General features: G+C 75.7%; 15 protein-coding genes. 5 read left to right on the top strand and 10 right to left on the bottom strand.

The window, feature by feature from the left end:
• Positions 1-8: 8 nt before the first annotated feature.
• Positions 9-617, bottom strand: coding sequence for a TetR/AcrR family transcriptional regulator (locus OG715_RS12305; protein WP_266268709.1), 609 nt, complete (start codon positions 615-617; stop codon positions 9-11).
• A gap of 144 nt (positions 618-761) precedes the next feature.
• Here OG715_RS12305 and OG715_RS12300 point away from each other — a divergent pair, with 144 nt between their 5' ends.
• Complete coding sequence (locus OG715_RS12300) at positions 762-986, top strand: hypothetical protein (RefSeq protein ID WP_266268708.1); 225 nt, start codon at positions 762-764, stop codon at positions 984-986.
• Between the two features lie 20 nt (positions 987-1,006).
• Here OG715_RS12300 and OG715_RS12295 read toward each other — a convergent pair whose 3' ends face one another.
• From OG715_RS12295 to ureA, 3 genes are all read right to left on the bottom strand, one after another.
• Entirely contained in the window at positions 1,007-2,050 is a 1,044-nt protein-coding gene (locus OG715_RS12295) for an agmatine deiminase family protein (RefSeq protein ID WP_266268707.1), read from the bottom strand.
• Between the two features lie 94 nt (positions 2,051-2,144).
• Positions 2,145-3,848: an urease subunit alpha gene (locus tag OG715_RS12290; protein ID WP_266268706.1), complete on the bottom strand. Its 1,704-nt coding sequence runs from the start codon at positions 3,846-3,848 to the stop codon at positions 2,145-2,147.
• Complete coding sequence (gene ureA / locus OG715_RS12285) at positions 3,845-4,555, bottom strand: urease subunit gamma (RefSeq protein ID WP_266268705.1); 711 nt, start codon at positions 4,553-4,555, stop codon at positions 3,845-3,847. Before ureA ends, OG715_RS12290 begins: the two co-directional genes overlap by 4 nt.
• A 523-nt stretch (positions 4,556-5,078) precedes the next feature.
• Between ureA and OG715_RS12280 the strand changes: the two genes are divergently transcribed.
• Both OG715_RS12280 and OG715_RS12275 read left to right on the top strand, forming a co-directional pair.
• A complete protein-coding gene (locus OG715_RS12280; RefSeq protein WP_266268704.1) occupies positions 5,079-5,522 on the top strand; it encodes an ATP-binding protein in 444 nt (147 codons plus the stop codon).
• A gap of 295 nt (positions 5,523-5,817) precedes the next feature.
• Complete coding sequence (locus OG715_RS12275; protein ID WP_266268703.1) at positions 5,818-8,067, top strand: ATP-binding SpoIIE family protein phosphatase; 2,250 nt, start codon at positions 5,818-5,820, stop codon at positions 8,065-8,067.
• A 115-nt stretch (positions 8,068-8,182) separates the two neighbouring features.
• On the opposite strand, the gene OG715_RS12270 is transcribed toward OG715_RS12275, so the two are convergent.
• From OG715_RS12270 to OG715_RS12250, 5 genes are all read right to left on the bottom strand, one after another.
• Positions 8,183-9,250 carry a DUF2637 domain-containing protein gene (locus OG715_RS12270; protein ID WP_266268702.1) on the bottom strand — a complete coding sequence of 356 codons (1,068 nt, stop codon included), beginning with the start codon at positions 9,248-9,250 and terminating at the stop codon, positions 8,183-8,185.
• 213 nt (positions 9,251-9,463) lie between these two features.
• A complete protein-coding gene (locus OG715_RS12265) occupies positions 9,464-10,489 on the bottom strand; it encodes a (2Fe-2S)-binding protein (RefSeq protein ID WP_266268701.1) in 1,026 nt (341 codons plus the stop codon).
• Between the two features lie 214 nt (positions 10,490-10,703).
• Positions 10,704-11,546 carry a hypothetical protein gene (locus tag OG715_RS12260; protein WP_407660967.1) on the bottom strand — a complete coding sequence of 281 codons (843 nt, stop codon included), beginning with the start codon at positions 11,544-11,546 and terminating at the stop codon, positions 10,704-10,706.
• 198 nt (positions 11,547-11,744) lie between these two features.
• Positions 11,745-12,617 (bottom strand): hypothetical protein, encoded by an 873-nt coding sequence (locus OG715_RS12255; protein WP_266268700.1) that lies wholly within the window; start codon positions 12,615-12,617, stop codon positions 11,745-11,747.
• A gap of 280 nt (positions 12,618-12,897) precedes the next feature.
• Positions 12,898-13,497, bottom strand: a complete 600-nt coding sequence (locus tag OG715_RS12250; protein WP_266268699.1) for a nucleotidyltransferase family protein — start codon at positions 13,495-13,497, stop codon at positions 12,898-12,900.
• A 145-nt stretch (positions 13,498-13,642) separates the two neighbouring features.
• Between OG715_RS12250 and moaA the strand changes: the two genes are divergently transcribed.
• The gene (gene moaA / locus OG715_RS12245; protein ID WP_266268698.1) at positions 13,643-14,743 is read left to right on the top strand and encodes a GTP 3',8-cyclase MoaA; all 1,101 of its coding nucleotides are present in this window, start codon (positions 13,643-13,645) and stop codon (positions 14,741-14,743) included.
• A gap of 25 nt (positions 14,744-14,768) precedes the next feature.
• On the opposite strand, the gene OG715_RS12240 is transcribed toward moaA, so the two are convergent.
• Complete coding sequence (locus OG715_RS12240; RefSeq protein WP_266268697.1) at positions 14,769-15,821, bottom strand: GlxA family transcriptional regulator; 1,053 nt, start codon at positions 15,819-15,821, stop codon at positions 14,769-14,771.
• Between the two features lie 122 nt (positions 15,822-15,943).
• Between OG715_RS12240 and OG715_RS12235 the strand changes: the two genes are divergently transcribed.
• Positions 15,944-16,858, top strand: coding sequence for an NAD-dependent epimerase/dehydratase family protein (locus tag OG715_RS12235; RefSeq protein ID WP_266268695.1), 915 nt, complete (start codon positions 15,944-15,946; stop codon positions 16,856-16,858).
• The last annotated feature ends 35 nt before the right edge of the window (positions 16,859-16,893 follow it).

The following is a 16,893-nucleotide window of genomic DNA, read 5'->3' as shown; positions in this document are numbered from 1 at the left end:
GGGTCCGCTCAGGCGGGTGCGGCGGCCAGCAGGATGCCGCAGGCGGACCCGGCGAGGTGGAGCGCGCGGGTCCGGCGGGCGCCGGCGAGGCCCAGGGCGATCGGGACGGCGAGGCCGTCCAGCAGGGCGCGGATCTGGACGGCGCGTTCGGTGGCGTCGCCGGGGCCGAAACGTCCGGCGGCGGTGCCCTCCTCGATCAGGGCGACCAGGTCCGCCTGCCAGGGGCCCTCGATCTCCAGCTGCCCCTGCCGCAGCTCCTCGCTGGCGGGGGAGCGGCCCCACACCTCGACCCAGAGGATCCAGCGCGGGTCCCCAGGGCCCTCCGGCAGGTACAGGGCGGTGTACTCGTCCAGCCGCCCCCGGACGTCGCGGGCGCCGTCGGCGAGCATCTCCCGGCGGCGGGCGCCGAGCTGCTCCTCGCTCCAGCGGAGGGTCTCCAGCAGCAGCTGGTCCTTGCTGCCGAAGTAGTAGAGCAGGTGGCCCGCACTCATCTGGAGCTTCTTGCCGAGGGCGGCCATGGTGAGCCCGGCCAGCCCGTGTTCGGCGATCGCGGCGCGGGCGGTGGCGAAGACCTCCTCGCGCGGGCGGGCCGGTCGGCGCGGGCGGGCGTCGGCCATCGGTGCTGCTCCTCCGGGGTTCGGTAGGGGTTCACGATACTGACCGTGCCCGGCGGGCCACGGAGTGGGAGGTCGGACGGTTCGACCTCCCACTCCTCCAGGTACGTACCGGTCGGGGTGTTCCTGACCCGAGGAGGTGGCCCGATGCTCGCGCTGATCCTTCTGTTCGCCGGCTTCGCCGTCGTGGTGGCCGGTCTGGCGCTGTTCCTGCACCGGCGCCGCAGCGGCCGGACCGAGAACGTCGACGGGCTGCTGGCCGAGCAGGAGCGGCTGGCCCAGCTACGGGCCCTCCGCTCCTCCTACAGCTCGATCGCGATGCACAGCACCCACGGACTCACCACCGACGACCTGGGCCGGTACCACCGGTAGTACCCGGGCGGCCGGGCGGATCAGGCCTTCGGCTGCTGCTGAGTAATACAGTGGATCCCGCCGCCGTTGGCGAAGATCTCGCGGGCGTCGACCAGTTCGACCGTGCGGCCGGGGTAGGCCTCGGCGAGGATCGCGGCGGCCTCCTGGTCGCGCGGGTCGTCGAAGGCGCACAGCACCACGGCGCCGTTGGCGACGTAGTGGTTGATGTAGGAGTAGTCGACCGGCTCGCCGTCCTCGTCGAGCAGGACGGTGGGGGCGGGGAGTTCGACGACCTCCAGCGCGCGGCCCCGGGCGTCGGTGGAGGCCCGCAGGATCGCCACCAGTTCCTGGCACACCGCGTGGTCGGGGTGCGCCGGGTCCGGCTGGACGTGGGCGACGACGACGCCCGGGCGGACGAAGGAGGCGACGATGTCGATGTGGCCGCGGGTGCCGAACTCGTCGTAGTCGCGGGTGAGCCCGCGCGGCAGCCAGATCGCCTTGGTGGTGCCGAGGAAGGCGTGCAGCTCGGCCTCGACCTCCTCGCGGGTCCAGTCGGAGTTCCGGCCCTCGCCGAGCTGGACGGTGTCGGTGACGAGCACGGTGCCCTCGCCGTCGACGTGGATGCCGCCGCCCTCGTTGATCAGCCGGGAGGCGAAGCGGCGGACGCCGGTCAGCTCCGTGATGTGCTCCGCGATGTGCTGGTCCTTGTCCCAGCGGGCCCAGCCCTGGGCGCCCCAGCCGTTGAAGATCCAGTCGGTGGCGGCCAGGCCGCCCTCGCCGTCGATCAGGAAGGACGGGCCGATGTCGCGCATCCAGGCGTCGTCCAGCGGGCGCTCGACGATGTCGACCTGCTCGGAGACGTACTTGCGGGCCTCCTCGGTCTCGCCGGTGTTGACCACCAGGGTGACCGGCTCGTACCGGACGATCGTGTTGGCGACGGCGGCCCAGGCCTCGCGGCCGGTGTGCAGGTTCTCCGGGGTGTCGAAGGTCGGGTTGGTGGTGGGGAAGGCCATCCAGGTCCGGTCGTGCGGGTGCCACTCGGCGGGCATCCGGTAGCCGAGCGAGGCGGGGGCGGGGGTGGTCATCGCGAGGTCCTTCGGGTGGAACGGGTGGGTGATGGCGTGGGCGGTGCGGTCGGAGGGGGTGCGGTCGGAGGGGTGCGGTCGGGGGAGGTGCGGGTCAGAGGAAGTAGAGGCGGCTGAGCGAGACGCTGTCGGCCGGTTCGGAGCGCAGCGGGTCGCCGTCGAGCGAGACCAGGCCGGTCTCCGTGACCTCGACCTGCCCGGTGCGGGCGTTGCGCACCAGGTCGCGCGGGCCGATGCCGCGGGTGCGGCGGACGCCGACGCGGCGCCGCCGGGTGGGCAGGCCGTCGGCGGCGCGGTCGAGGTAGGCGCCGTCGGCGGCCGCCCCGGCCACGAAGGCGACCGAGAGGTCGGCGGCGGTGGCGCCGTGGGCGCCGAACTGCGGCCCGAGGACGAGGGGTTCGCAGCGGTCGGTGGAGGCGTTGGGGTCGCCGGTGACGCCGTAGGCGGGGAAGCCGGCCTTGAGGACCAGCTGCGGCTTGGCGCCGAAGTGGTCGGGGCGCCAGAGCACGATGTCGGCGAGCTTGCCGGTCTCGATGGAGCCGACCTCGTGGGAGAGGCCGTGGGCGATGGCCGGGTTGATGGTCAGCTTGGCGATGTAGCGCAGCACCCGCTGGTTGTCGTCCTCGGGGCCGTCGCCCTCCATCGGGCCGAGTTCGGCCTTCATCTTGCCGGCCAGGGCGAAGGTGCGGCGCACGGTCTCGCCGGCCCGGCCCATGCCCTGGGCGTCGGAGGAGGTGATGCCGATGACGCCCAGGTCGTGCAGCACGTCCTCGGCGCCCATGGTGCCGGCCCGGATCCGGTCGCGGGCCATCGCGGCGTCACCGGGCAGGTCGGTCTTGAGGTCGTGGGCGGAGACGATCATGCCGAAGTGCTCGCCCAGGGCGTCCCGGCCGAACGGCAGGGTGGGGTTGGTGGACGAGCCGATGACGTTCGGCACGCCCGCCATCTTCAGCACATTGGGCACGTGGCCGCCGCCGCAGCCCTCGATGTGGAAGGCGTGGATCGTCCGCCCCTCCAGCACCCGCAGGGTGTCCTCCACCGACAGGCACTCGTTGAGGCCGTCGGTGTGCAGGGCGACCTGGACGTCGTACTCCTCGGCCACCCGCAGCGCGGTGTCCAGCGCGCGGGTGTGCGCGCCCATGTCCTCGTGCACCTTGAAGCCGCAGGCGCCGCCCTCGGCGAGGGCCTCCACCAGCGGGGCCTCGTCGGAGGAGGAGCCCCGGCCGAGGAAGCCGATGTTGACCGGCCAGGCGTCGAAGGCGTTGAAGGCGTGCCGCAGCGCCCAGGGCGAGTTGACGCCGACGCCCCAGACCGGGCCGAACTCCTGGCCGATGATCGTGGTGACGCCGGAGGCGAGCGAGGCCTCCATGATCCGCGGCGAGAGCAGGTGGACGTGGGTGTCGACGGCGCCGGCGGTGGCGATCAGGCCCTCGCCGGAGACGATGGTGGTGCCGGTGCCGACCACGACGTCCACGCCGTCCAGGGTGTCGGGGTTGCCGGCCCGGCCGATCGCGGCGATCCGGCCGCCGACCAGGCCGATCGAGGTCTTGCGCACGCCCTGGATCGCGTCGATCACCAGGACGTTGCTGATCACCACGTCACAGGTGTCGCGGACGGCGGCGGGCTTGAGGTGCAGGCCGTCGCGGGCGGTCTTGCCGAATCCGGCCAGGAACTCGTCGCCCGGCCGCTGGGAGTCGGACTCGACCCGGACGACCAGACCGGAGTCGCCGAGCCGGACCCGGTCCCCGGCGCGCGGGCCGTGCACCGAGATGTAGTCGTGCGGGGTGATGGACGTCATGACTCCACCTCCGCGTCGTCGAAGCCGGTCAGGTAGCCGGTGGCGCGGGCCTTGGCGAGGGCGGACTCCTTGGCGCCGGGGGCGTCGAGCGGGCCGTCGACCAGCCCGGCGAAGCCGATCGCGACCCGGGCGCCGCCGATCGGCACCAGGCCGACCTCGACGGTGCTGCCCGGGTCGAAGCGCACCGAGGAGCCGGCCGGGACCGCGAGGTGGGTGCCGTAGGCGGCGGCGCGGTCGAAGGCCAGCCGCGGGTTGGCCTCGAAGAAGTGGAAGTGCGAGGTGACCGAGATCGGGACGCCGGAGGTGTTGTGGACGGGGAGGACGACGGTCTCCTCGACCGGGTCGTAGCCGGCGCCGTCGCCGGGCAGGGCGCCGCCGGGGGCGTCCTCGCCCAGCGAGCCGGCACCGCGGAACGGGTCGTCGACCACGGCGAGCCGGGTGCCGTCGTCGAAGACCGCCTCGACCTGGACCACGGTGACCACGTCCGGCACGCCGGGCAGCACGTCGGCGGCGGTGAGCACGGAGCGGCCGGCCTCGACGGCCTCGGCGAGCCGCAGGCCGTCGCGGGCGGCCTCGCAGACGGCGTCGGCGATGAGCGCGGTCGCCTCGGGGATGTTGAGCCGCACGCCTCGGGCGCGGCGGGCGCGGGCCAGCTCGGCTGCTGTGAAGATCAGCAGCCGGTCCCGCTCGGTGGGGGTCAGTCGCACGGTTCCTCGCTCGCGGTCGCAGGAGAGGGTGAGGGCTTTTAGAACGGCGTTCAAACGCCTCCGGTCATTGAACCCGGAGCCGTCCGCCCTGTCCAGCCTTGCCGCTCGCGCGCCGTTCGGCACACGGGACGCGTCCGGTCGCCCCGGCGGCGGGGGCCCGCCCCGTGCCAGGTCGGGGCCCCGCGCCGGGCCCCGGGAGCCGCCCGGGGCCCGGAAGCCGCCCGTACGCTTCGCAAACCTGTCCGGCGGGGGCGGCTGGATCACGCGAACCGCCTCGTGCCCCTTTCACCCCAGGTGATCGCCCGCGCACTGTTCCAAATGCCGAAAGGTGGGCATGACGATGATTGGTCAGTACCAAAGGGGTCGACCGACCGGCGGGGGCCCGGATCGGCGGCCCGGAGCGAGGGTGGGGGCAGGGGTGATGGACGGTCAGTCGCGATTCCCGCGGCAGCGGACGAGTTCGGGGGGCGCCTTCCGGATCACCGGAACCGGCCAGGGCGCTCCGGCGGGCACAGCGGGCACCATGGGCGCGGCGGGCGTCGCCCGGCCGGGCGTACCGGCACCGGGGTGCGCGCTGAACCGCCGGCTCCACCTGGCACTGGAGGCCGCCGACCTGGTCGCCGTCGGCGCGGTCCGCCACCGGCTGCGCGCCGCGCTCGGCCACTGGGGTGTGCCCGAGCTGGCCGACACGGCCGAGCTGCTCACCTCCGAGCTGGTGACCAACGCGCTGCAGCACACCGACCGGGGGGCGGTCTTCGACGCGGTGCTCACCGGTGACCAGCGGCTGCGGATCGAGGTCCAGGACGGCGAGGCCGGGCTCCCCGGCCGCCGCCGCGATCCGGACGCGGAGTACGCCACCTCCGGCCGGGGGCTGATGCTGGTCGAGGCGCTCGCCGACTCCTGGGGCGTGCAACTGCGCGGCGACGGCAAGGTCACCTGGTTCGAACTCGCCATCGCCGAACTCTGACTTCCCGGCCCACCTTCCCGGCCCACCGTTTGCCGCACGAGCACTGTTCGCGACCGAACGATGCCCGTAAGTGAAGGTGATCGGCAAGATTTCCGGCCCGTTGCCATTGCCGCTCGGCCGAACATTGGCCAGGATGGTGGGAATGTGTGCCCACGAGCGAGAAGCGGCGGGAAACTCCTACCGTCTCGACCGATGACCGCCCGTCGGCGCGCGACCGTCGAGCACCACCCATCACACCGCCACGCGGCCCGTCCGGACGGTCGGCGCGGTCCGCCACGGCAGCGGCAGGAGCAGCATGCCCACAGAGCCCGAGTCACCGGGGCCGGCCCTCCCGTCCGGTCCGCCCGCGACCGGCTCCGGTCGGGCCAGGCCCCCCGCACAGGCGGCCCGGCGGCACGCGCTGCGCACGGCCCCCGGCCTCGCCGCCGGCCGGCTCGCGCCGATGCTCTCCGGCGGCCTGCCGCTCTCCCCGGGCGACTCCACGCCGGACTGGCTGGAGCCGGCGATGGCGGCCAACGGCATCGGCTCCTTCGACTGGGACATCCGCCGCGACATCCTGGAGGGTGACCAGCGGGCCTGCACCATCGTCGGCCTGGACTCCGCCGAGAAGGGCCGCTTCGACCGCACCTCCGCCTCCTTCCTGGCCCTGCTCCACCCCGAGGACGCCCCCGTGGTGCGCCGCCGGGTCGAGCGCGCCGTCGCCGAGCTCGGCCAGTGCGGCGCCTACTACCGGACGGTCGGACCGCGTGGCACCACGCGCGCCGTCCGCTTCCGCGGCCGGGTCCTCGCGGACGCCTTCGGCCGGGCCTCCCGGATGGTCGGCTTCGTCTGGGACGCCACCGTCGAGCTGCACAAACGCGACCGCGCCGACCGGATGGCCCTGCTGCGCGAGGAGCGCTCCCGCTTCATCAAGGAGGCCGCCCGGGCGCTCTCGGAGGCGGTCACCGTGCGCGACGTGGCCCGGGTCTTCACCGAGCTGCCGCTGCCCGGCCTGCCGCCGGACGGCCTTGTGCTGGCCTCCTTCGAGGCCGGCCGGGTGCAGATCCTCGGCGCCTCCGGCTACCGGCCCGAGGAGCTCGCCGGCTACGACCGCTCGGTGCTGCCGCCGAGCCACCCCGCTGCCGAGGCGCTGCGGGGCCGCGCCCCGGTGTTCTGCGCCAGCCGCGAGGAGTACCGCGAGCGCTACCCGGACGTCTGGGAGCAGGCCCGTCGCACCAGCCGCAGCTCGTGGGCGTTCCTGCCGCTGGTCGCCAGCGGCCGGGCGATCGGCGTCTGCGTGGTCAGCTTCGACGACGACCGCCAGCTGGACGCCGACGAGCGCACCCTGCTCTCGACCCTCGGCGGCCTGGTCGCCCAGTCCCTGGCCAGGGCCCGGCTGCACGACGCCGAGCACGAGCTCGCGGCCGGCCTGCAGCGGGTCATGCTGCCGCGCACCGTGCCCTCCGTGCCCGGGGTCACCACCGCCGTCCGCTACCTCGCGGCCGGCTCCGGACTCCAGATCGGCGGCGACTGGTACGACGTGGTGCCGCTGCCCGGCGGGCACGTCGGACTGGTGATCGGCGACGTCCAGGGCCACGACGTGCACGCCGCCGGGATCATGGGCCAGCTGCGGATCGCCCTGCGCGCCTACGCCGCCGAGGGCCACCCGCCCGCCGCCGTGATGGCCCGGGCCTCCCGCTTCCTCGCCGACCTGGACACCGACCACTTCGCCACCTGCACCTACGCCGAGGTGAACGTCGACTACGGCGTCGTGTACGCGGTGCGGGCCGGCCACCTCGACCCGGTGGTGCGGCGCGCCGACGGCACCGCGAGCAGCGTCCCGGTGGCCGGCGGGCTCCCGCTCGGCATCGCCCCCGACGAGGAGTACCGGGTCACCCGGTTCAGCCTGGATCCGGGCGAGACGGTGCTGCTCTGTACCGACGGCCTGGTCGAGGCGCGCGGCATGGACCTCGACGAGGGCATCGCGCGACTCACCTCGGTGCTCGCCGAACCCCTCGCGGACCCCGGCCGGACCGGCCGCGACCCGCTGGAGGAGCTGGCCGACCGGATCGCGTCGCAGGCCGCCGACGACAGCGAGCGCGAGGACGACATAGCGTTGCTGCTGCTGCGCTGGGACGGTCCCGAGGGCGGCCTGGCCGCCCAGCAGCTGCGCCGCCGGATCGGGCAGGCCGACCTGGCCCGGATCGCCGAGGTCCGGGCGGAGCTGCGGGACGCGCTGCGCCGCTGGGGTGTGGCCGAGCTGATCGACACCGCCGAGCTGCTCTCCTCCGAGCTGGTCACCAACGCGATCCGGCACACCGACCGGGACGCGATGTTCACCGCCCGGCTCTACCGGGAGGCGGCCGCGGACGGCGGCCGGGCCCGGCTGCGGGTCGAGGTGGAGGACGAGTCGGACCTCTGGCCGACCCGCCGGACGCCGGGGGAGCAGGCCTCCTCCGGGCGCGGGCTGATGCTGGTCGAGGCGCTGGCCGACGGCTGGGGCGTGGAGCCCCGGGGGTCGGGCAAGCGGATGTGGTTCGAGCTCACGGTGGCGACGGGGGAGTGACGCCCGGGGTGCGACGCGCCGGGTGCGACGCCCGAGGTGTGACGCCCGGGAGAGCGGCCCCCGGGGAGTGCCCGGGGGCCCGGCCGCAGCCTCGGCGTCAGCCGCAGCCTCGGCCTCAGCCGAACTGCTGCTCCAGGTCCTTCAACTTGCGCTCCAGCGAGTCCAGCCGGGGCAGTGCCACGGTGTCGTCGTCGGGCGTGAGGTCGATGGTGCGCCGTTCGGGACGGGCCGGCAGGCCCGCCTGTGCGACCGCTCCCTCCACGGCCTCGGCCCGTCCCGGCGGCTCGACCGCGGGCCGGTCGGGGCCGCCGGGACCGCCGGGGCCGCCCGCTATGGCGGACTCCGGGCCGGGTTCCAGCTGCCGGGACGCCGCCCCGGACCCGCCGCCGCGCGGGCGCCAGGCGCTGTGGGTGCGGTTGATGGCCCTGATCTCGGCCCGCTCGCGGCGACCCGCGAGCTTGCGGCGCTCCTTCTCCCTGGCGTTCTCGCGCTTGTCCTCGCGGACCTCGTCGACCGCCTCCTCCAGGCTCCGCACGCCCTCCAGCAGCATCAGCGACCAGGCCGCGTAGGTCTCGCGCGGGGCGCGCAGCCAGCGGACGATCCGGATCTGCGGCAGCGGACGGGGGACCAGGCCCTGTTCGCGCAGCGCGGCCCGGCGGGTCTGCTTGAGGGCCCGGTCGAACAGCACGGCGGCCGAGAGGGACATCCCCGCGAAGAACTGCGGCGCGCCGGCGTGGCCGAAACCGCGCGGGGCGTGCACCCAGTTGAACCAGGCCGAGGCGCCGGCGAACAGCCAGACCAGCAGCCGGGAGCCGAGCGCGGCGTCGCCGTGGCTGGCCTCGCGCACGGCGAGCACGGAGCAGAACATCGCCGCCCCGTCCAGGCCGAACGGCACCAGGTACTCCCAGCCGCCGGACAGGTTGAGGTTCTGCACCCCGAACCCGACCAGGCCGTGGAAGGAGAGCGCGGCGGCGACGGCCGCGCAGCAGAACAGCAGGGTGTACGAGGCCCCGCCGTACAGGGACTCCTTGCGGCGGCGCCGTTCCTCGGATCGCTCCCAGGAATCGGCGGCGGTGCCGCTGCCGGATCCCCGGCTCCGGGCCAGGGCCACCAGGAGTGCGCTGACCAGCAGCGCGACAACGCCGGTGACGGCCCAACCGAGCGGTATGTCGGACAATTTCATCGCCTGGACCAGCCTCGCTTTCCTGCGTCGCAATTCCTGCGTCGTGATGGCGGGGACCATCATGACGGATGCTCGGCCGGAGAATGGCTGATTCGCTGTCAATGCGCTGACGAGAGGGATTTCTGGCGAGGTATAAGTCGCATTGTCATATTGATACCGACGAGGAATTCCCGTGTTTTCGGGGGTCTGGGCTCGCACCGCCGACGACCTCCGTCAACCCCGTGCGACGCGGGGACAGCCGGTGCACATCGCCTCGGCCCGGGCGGTGTAGACGAGGCAGCAGCTCGCCCGGCACCGGTCGGAGCGTTCGGTGCCGCCGGACGCGGGGGCGGTGAAGCCGGCGCCCGGCGTGAAGGGCGCGCACTCCGGCGCCGGGCGGGCGGCCCGCGGCTCCGGCTGCCCGGACACCCCGGGCGCGCCGGGCGCGAACAGTGCGGCGAGCTCCGTCCGGGCGCGCTCCTCCTCGCCGAGCAGGCCCCCGGCGTACCAGAGGCCCTCGACCACCGCGTCGGTGGCCATCGCCCACAGGGTGCGCGGACCGCGCCGCACCTCGGGGCGGAAGGCGTCCAGCACCGGGGTGAGGAAGTCCGCCAGGGCCGAGCGGAGCCCGGTGGCCAGGGCCCCCTCGTCGGGCACCGTGCGGGCGCCGGACGGGGGCGGGGCGGGGGCGACGGCCGGGAGGGCGGTCGGGAGGGCGGCCGGGCCCAGGGCCGCCGGATCGTCCGGCAGGCAGAGGAAGGCGCCCGGGCGGACCGTCAGTTCACCGGTGCGGCGGCGGACCGCGATGTCGCCGGGGGCGAGCAGCGGCACCCGGCGTTCCAGGAACCACGGCAGGGTGAACAGCAGTGCGGCCGGCCAGACGAACCGGTGCAGCCCGATGCCCGCCGCCACGTCGGGGCGCAGCGGCCGCCCGTAGCGGGCCAGGCCCTGCCGGGCATCGTGCGAGATCAGCTCGCGCAGCGCCGCCGGCCGGGCCACGAGGTCGGCCCCGGCGAGCCAGCCCCGGCCGCTGCGGGGCGGGGCGCAGCGCACCCGGAGGGCGGGAAGCACCTCGCCGAGCCGCCGGTACGCGGCGGGTCCTGCGGTGGTGAACGGGGTGGTGGCGGTGCCGTGGGTGGCGGCAGCGGTGAGCGGGGTGGTGAGGGACGTGGCGGTGGCCGGGCCGACGGGTCCGGTGCCGGGACCGGTCCGTCCGACGACCGTCGCCCCGGGGGTGGGCCGGTTGCTGTGCGCGCTCATGGTGGGCCCCATCGGGTCGACCGGACCGCGCCGGACCGCCCGGTCCGTGCCGGGCCGGGGCCCGCCCGCCGCCGGCGCACCCGATCCGGCGGGGCGCGCCGTGGCGCCGTCGCGCCGTACGTCCGGACCCGGCCGGCCGGGGCTTGGCGGAGCCCGGGAACGGCAAGGCGAACCTGGCCGGGGCACTGCTCGACCCGGCCAGGTTAGGGTCACCTTAGCTGATCGGGCCCCCGGCCTGCCTCCCGATGCGTCCGTCCGGGGGAGCGCCCGGCGCGCGCCCCGCGCCCAGCTGGCGTGCGAGCCAGACCGGCACGCCCCCGAGCGCCTGCACCAGTCGGGTCGCCTCCGCCCGCAGGCGGGTGGCCTCCTCCGGTTCGGAGACCTCGGCCAGTGCCGCCAGCGCCGGGGCCACCCCGACCGTGAAGCCCAGCTGCTCGCGCAGCCGCAACGAGGCGTCGAAACCCTCCCGCGCCCGCTCGTGGTCCCCGGCGGCCAGCGCCAGCGCGGCCAGGTGCCGCCAGGTCGAGGAGCGCAGCAGTTCGTCGCCGCGCTCGCCCGCGCCGTCGTGGGCCCGGCGGTAGGCGATCCAGGCCGCCGTCGGGTCGCGGAGCAGGTTCTCCGCCACCAGTCCCCGGCGGAAGTCCAGCAGCGGCCGGCCCGGTGCGTCCGGCGGCAGCAGCGCCGAGGTGCGGCCGAGTGCGGCCTGTGCCTCGTCGAGGCGGTCGCGGGCGCCCAGCACACTGGAGACGTACGCCAGGAAGCCCCGGGCGCAGGCCGCCGCGGCGCGCTGCTCGGTACTGGTCACGGTGGCCTCGGCCAGTCGCAGGGCCTGCTCCGCCTGGTTCCAGTGGGTGGCGGTGAACAGGCACTGCTCGATCAGGAGTTCGGCCCTGATCAGAGCTGCCGCCGGGTCGCGTTCCGCGGCCGGCCGCAGCAGGTCGGCGGCCTCCCGCCAGCACGCCCGGGACCGCAGCCGCCATACGGTGTCCCCCGGCTCCGGTGGCGCTGTGCGCCCCGGTGCGTCCTGACCGTTCGGGCCCCATCCGTGCTCCGACAACGCCACCTCCTTGTGTGCGCCATCCAGCAGGACGCGGGCCCTCCCCGTCCGTGGCACGACACACCACAGGCCCGCGTTGTGGCGGCAATTCAACACGGGGGCGAGCTTGTGCACCAGATCACGAGCGGAGGTTGTTGCGCGCGGGCGGCTTTTCGTCTAAATGATCAGCGGCCGGTCGGTCGGGGCCCGAACGAGGCCTCAGGACGTCCAGCCGGTCTCCATCAGGGCCTCGGCGGCGCCGTTCGCGGGCTGCGGCACACCCGCCAGATCCAGGCTGAACAGGGCCACCAGCAGCTGTTCGCCGCGCACCGTGGCCTGGTGCGAATAGCCCGCAAGAGTGAACATCGCGGCGGCCATCTCCTCCGCGTGCAGGGTCTGCAGCCACAGGCACTCGACCGACTTCACGTCCGCCGGCTCGGTCCAGGTGTCCACCTGGGCGACCATCCGGCTGCCCAACAGGGTCACCCCGTCGCGTTCCTGGGCCTCCGTCAGCTCCAGGTCGTCGAAGCCCAGCCACTCCAGGTAGCGGGCGGCGGTGAACACCGCGTCCTGCGAGGTCCGCACCGGGTGGGGGCGGAACGGCGCTCGGCGCCGCCACTGCGCGGCCTGCCCGCCGGACCCGGTGGTCGGCGGCGCGGCGGCGGGCGGAGCGTCCAGGGAGTGCGCGGGGCGGGCCGGGTGCGGGTGCGAGGCCCTCGGCCCGGCGGCAGCACCCAGCGGGCCGGCCGCCGCCCCGCCGCCCAGCCGGGTCGTCCGGTCGACCGGGAGCCGCACCGTGGCCCCGCAGTTGCAGGTGAACTCGGGCTGCGGCCACTGGTCGGAGCGGCCGCAGTGCGGACAGCGCATGCTCAGCCAGGAGTCCTCCCACGAGCGGAACCGCACCTGCACCGGCACCCCGCCGCGCAGCAGCGGCACCTTGAGCGAGGCGCCGCACGGGCACGGCAGCGAGGGCGGCTCGTAGAGGTGCTCCCGCCGGCAGGCGGGGCAGCGGATCGCCCGGGCGCCACCCGCCGCCCCCGGGCCGCGCCCGGCCGGGTCGTGTCCGGTGAAGTCGTCGGGCAGTCCGGCCATCGCGGGGTACCGTCCGTTCGAATCGGGGGCGGAGTGACGTGTCCCATGCTCCCCGAAACCCGGGAGGTGCGGCGCGGAATGCGGTAATCCTCAGGGACGAATCAGGGGTGCGCGCCCGAATCCTCGCCGGTGAGGAGGAGGGGGGTCCCCCTCGGGCGGGAGTCCGGTCCCGACCGGCGGGGACGGCGGCGGCCCTGGCCGGGGACGGCGGCGGTCCGGTGGCCGGGGACGGTGGAGGTCCGGCGGCCGGGGACGGTGGAGGTCCGGCGCCGGGCGGGTGTCACCCCGCGCCCCAGCGGGCGAGGTCGGCGGGCGTGTCCAGGTCGTCCGGGGAGGCGACGTCGCCGCACTCGACCGGGACCAGCTCCTCGGCGTGCGCCGCCAGCAGGGCCCGGGCCCCGGCGTCCCCCCGCGCGCCCGCCGCCGCCTCGGCGAGGTACCCGGCCCCGATCAGCACCGGGTGCCCGCGCCGTCCCCCGTACGTCGCCGCGGCCAGACCGGCCCCGGCCCGGTGCGCGGCCAGCAGCCGGGCCACCGCGGCCGCTCCCACCCCCGGGGTGTCCACCAGCATCACCAGCACCGCCGAGCAGCCCGCGGGCAGCGCGGCCAGACCGGCCCGCAGCGAGGAGCCCATGCCGCCCTCCCAGTCCGGGTTGGCCACCAGCCGGCAGCCCGGCAGATGGGCGGTGGAGCGCACCCGCTCCCGGTCCGCGCCCAGCACCACCGTCACCTCCCGGCAGCCGCCCGCCCTGGCCGCCGCCGCGGCGTGCTCCACCAGCGGCCGCCCCCGGTACGACAGCAGCGCCTTCGGTCGTCCGCCCAACCGCCGCCCGCCCCCGGCCGCCAGCACCAGCGCGGTGACCGCGTCCCTCTGTTCCATGGGCCCAGCCTGCCCGGCCCGGCGGCCGGGGCACAGTCCCGCCGCCGGGTGTTGGACGATCGCACGAGCGGGGGCGGCGGCGAGTGGCCGCGCCCCGGCGGTTCGGCCGCTGGTGCTCCCGCCGCAGGCCCCCTGTACTGGGCGGATGAGCAGCACGTCGAGGAACAGCGCGTCGAGGAACAGGGCGTCGGGCACCACCGCGTCGGGCGCCACCGCGCCGGAGGCGGCCCAGGGAGCGGCCGCCGCCGCAGCGGACGGCGCGGCGCGCCCCCTGGTGGACCGGTACGGGCGGGTGCACACCGATCTGCGGGTGTCGCTGACCGACCGGTGCAATCTGCGCTGCACCTACTGCATGCCCGCCGAGGGGCTGGACTGGCTGCCCCGGGCGGAGGTGCTGAGCGACGACGAGGTGGTCCGCCTGGTGCGGATCGCCGTCCGTCGGCTCGGTATCACCTCGGTGCGTCTCACCGGCGGCGAGCCGCTGCTGCGGCGCGGACTGCCCGCCCTGGTCGGGCGGTTCGCCGCGCTCGGGGCGGAGGTGTCGCTGACCACCAACGGCATCGGCCTGGCCAGGACCGCCGAGGCGTTGCGCGCGGCCGGTCTGCACCGGGTCAACGTCAGCCTGGACACCCTGCGCCCCGAGCGGTACGCCGCGCTCACCCGCCGCGACCGGCTCCCCGACGTGCTGGCCGGGCTGGCCGCCGCCCACGCGGCCGGGCTCGCGCCGGTGAAGGTGAACGCGGTGCCGGTGCGCGGGGTCAACGACGACGAACTGGCCGAGCTGCTCGGGTTCGCCGTCCGGCACGGCTACCGGATGCGCTTCATCGAGTCGATGCCGCTGGACGCGCAGGGCGCCTGGGACCGCGAGCGGATGGTCACGGCGGAGGAGATCCTGGCCCGTCTGGGCGAGCACTTCGACCTGCACCCGGTCGGCCGGTCCGGCAACGCCCCGGCCGAGGAGTGGCGGGTCGCCGGGACGGAGGCGGTGGTGGGCGTGATCGCCTCCGTCACCCGCCCGTTCTGCGGCGGGTGCGACCGGGTGCGGCTCACCGCCGACGGGCAGTTGCGCAACTGCCTGTTCGCCACTGAGGAGTCCGACCTGCGCGCGCTGCTGCGCGACGGCGCCGACGACGACCGGGTGGAGGCCGCCTGGCGGGCCACCATCGCGCGCAAGGGCCCCGGCCACGCCATCGGCGGCGCGGACTTCGTCCGGCCCGCCCGCCCGATGTCGGCCATCGGCGGCTGATCGGGCGTCGGGCACGGTTTTCCGGCTACTGGTCGGCGATCCGCCGGTCCGGTCGGGCGAAGTGCGCGCGGTAGGCGCGCGGGGTCATGCCGACCCGCCGCAGGAGGTGGCGGCGCAGCGAGTCGGCGGTGACGAAGCCGGTCCTGGCGGCGACCCGGTCCACCGCCATCTCGGTGGACTCAAGCAACTCGCGTGCCTGTTCCAGGCGTTGGGTGAGCAGCCAGTGGAGTGGCGTGGTGCCCGTCTCGGCCCGGAAGCGGCGGTTGAGGGTGCGTACGCTCACCCCCGCGTGCGCGGCCAGGCCGGCCAGGGTGAGCGGCTCGGCCAGCCGGGCCAGCGCCCAGGCCCGGGTGGCGGCGAGCGAACTGCCGTCCGCGGCGGCGACCGGTGTCGGCAGGACCTGTGCCTGCCCGCCCTCGCGGACCTCCGAGAGCACCGCCAGCCGGGCCACCGCGTTGGCCACCGCCGCGCCGTGGTCGGTCCGCACCATGTGCAGGCACAGGTCGATGCCGGCGGTCAGCCCGGCGGAGGTGAGCACCGGGCCGTCGTCGACGAACAGCGCCTGCGGGAGCACCCGCACCTCGGGGAAGCGGTGCGCCAGGGCGCCGGCCTGCACCCAGTAGGTGGTGGCGCTGTGCCCGTTCAGCAGCCCGGCCTGGGCCAGGACGAAGGCACCGGTGCAGATCGAGGCCATCCGCGCGCCCCGGTCCGCCGCCGCGCGCAGGGCGGTGAGGATCCGTTCGTCGGCGTCGGCGCGGGAGGCGGACCCGGTGACGAGGACGGTGTCGGCCTCGGCGATCGCCTCCAGGCCGTGCGGGACGACCACCTGGAGGCTGCCGGTGGTGGCCACCGGGCCCGGCTCGGCGGTGCAGATCCGCACCCGGTAGGCCGGGTCGCCGTCCAGTTCGGCGGAGCCGAAGACGAGGTCGGGAATGGTGAGGTCGAAGCCGGTGACCGGGGGCACCGCGACCACCGCGATCCGGTGGACGGCGGTGGGTCGGGAGGCGGCCGGCGGGGAGGCGGCCGGTGGGGAGGCGGCCGCCGGCCCGGTCGGGGCGGGGCGGGTGGTGCGGGGCATGGCCAGAACCTCCGGAACCTTGGCAGCCCGGGCCCTGCCGTGCGGCCGGGGCCCGAAGGAGAGTTGATCACGGCGCCGACATCCCGGCGCCACCCACCCCGACGCCGGCCCAGGAGCCCCCCATGTCCTTCCACGTCGTCACCGGTGCCGGTCCGACCGGCACCGCGACCGCCCTGCTCCTCGCCGGCTCCGGCGAACGCGTCCGGCTGGTCACCCGACGCGGCACCGGCCCCGAGCACCCGGGCATCGAGCGGATCGCCGCCGACGCCACCGACGCCGACGCCCTCACCGCGCTGGCCGAGGGCGCGCTGTCGCTGGTCAACTGCGCCGCCCCGCCCTACCACCGCTGGCTCACCGAGTTCCCGCCGCTCGCCGCCGGGCTGCTGACCGCCGCCGAACGGACCGGCGCGGGCTACGTCATGCTCGGCAACGTCTACGGCTACGGGCCGGTCGACGGCCCGCTCACCGAGGACCTGCCCGCCGCCCCGACCAGCCGCAAGGGCGCGCTGCGGGCGGCCCTGTGGACGGAGGCGCTCGCCGCGCACCGGGCGGGCCGGGCACGCGTCACCGAGGTCAGGGCCAGCGACTTCCTCGGCCGGGGCGCGACCTCGCTGTTCGGCTTCACGGTGGTACCCGCCGTGCTGGCCGGCGAACCGGTCGGCTACCCCGCCGACCTGGACGCGCCGCACAGCTGGAGCCACCTCGGCGATGTGGCCGCCACCCTGGTCGCCGCCGCCCGGAGCGGGGCTTCCTGGGGCCGGGCCTGGCACGTGCCCAGCACCAGCGAGGCCTCCGCCCGCGAGGTGGCCCGGCGGCTGGCGGCGGCGGCCGGGGCGCCGGAGCCCGCGCTCACCGCCGTCGCGCCGGCCGAACTGGCCCAGCTGGGGGACGAGATCCTCGCCGAGGTCGAGGAGATGGCCTACCTGTACGACCGGCCGCTGCGGCTGGACTCGACGCGTACGGAGGAGGTGCTCGGGGTGACGGCGACGCCGTTCGAGGCGGTGCTCGACGAGATCGTCCGCGGCGCGCGGCCGTAGTGCGGTCGTAGCGGGGACGGGGCGGTGCGCGGTGT

It is taken from the genome of Kitasatospora purpeofusca, from assembly GCF_036010405.1.
Lineage (GTDB): Bacteria > Actinomycetota > Actinomycetes > Streptomycetales > Streptomycetaceae > Kitasatospora > Kitasatospora purpeofusca.
Note: the sequence above shows the minus strand (reverse complement) of the source record. Positions and strands in the feature narration are given on the sequence as shown.

Excerpts from the sequence above, each read along its gene's own strand:
- OG715_RS12305 (WP_266268709.1), bottom strand. The coding sequence starts at position 617 with ATGGCCGACGCCCGCCCGCGCCGACCGGCCCGCCCGCGCGAGGAGGTC.
- OG715_RS12300 (WP_266268708.1), top strand. The coding sequence starts at position 762 with ATGCTCGCGCTGATCCTTCTGTTCGCCGGCTTCGCCGTCGTGGTGGCC.
- OG715_RS12295 (WP_266268707.1), bottom strand. The coding sequence starts at position 2,050 with ATGACCACCCCCGCCCCCGCCTCGCTCGGCTACCGGATGCCCGCCGAG.
- OG715_RS12290 (WP_266268706.1), bottom strand. The coding sequence starts at position 3,848 with ATGACGTCCATCACCCCGCACGACTACATCTCGGTGCACGGCCCGCGC.
- OG715_RS12280 (WP_266268704.1), top strand. The coding sequence starts at position 5,079 with ATGGGCGCGGCGGGCGTCGCCCGGCCGGGCGTACCGGCACCGGGGTGC.
- OG715_RS12275 (WP_266268703.1), top strand. The coding sequence starts at position 5,818 with ATGCCCACAGAGCCCGAGTCACCGGGGCCGGCCCTCCCGTCCGGTCCG.
- OG715_RS12270 (WP_266268702.1), bottom strand. The coding sequence starts at position 9,250 with ATGAAATTGTCCGACATACCGCTCGGTTGGGCCGTCACCGGCGTTGTC.
- OG715_RS12265 (WP_266268701.1), bottom strand. The coding sequence starts at position 10,489 with ATGAGCGCGCACAGCAACCGGCCCACCCCCGGGGCGACGGTCGTCGGA.
- OG715_RS12255 (WP_266268700.1), bottom strand. The coding sequence starts at position 12,617 with ATGGCCGGACTGCCCGACGACTTCACCGGACACGACCCGGCCGGGCGC.
- OG715_RS12250 (WP_266268699.1), bottom strand. The coding sequence starts at position 13,497 with ATGGAACAGAGGGACGCGGTCACCGCGCTGGTGCTGGCGGCCGGGGGC.
- moaA (WP_266268698.1), top strand. The coding sequence starts at position 13,643 with ATGAGCAGCACGTCGAGGAACAGCGCGTCGAGGAACAGGGCGTCGGGC.
- OG715_RS12240 (WP_266268697.1), bottom strand. The coding sequence starts at position 15,821 with ATGCCCCGCACCACCCGCCCCGCCCCGACCGGGCCGGCGGCCGCCTCC.
- OG715_RS12235 (WP_266268695.1), top strand. The coding sequence starts at position 15,944 with ATGTCCTTCCACGTCGTCACCGGTGCCGGTCCGACCGGCACCGCGACC.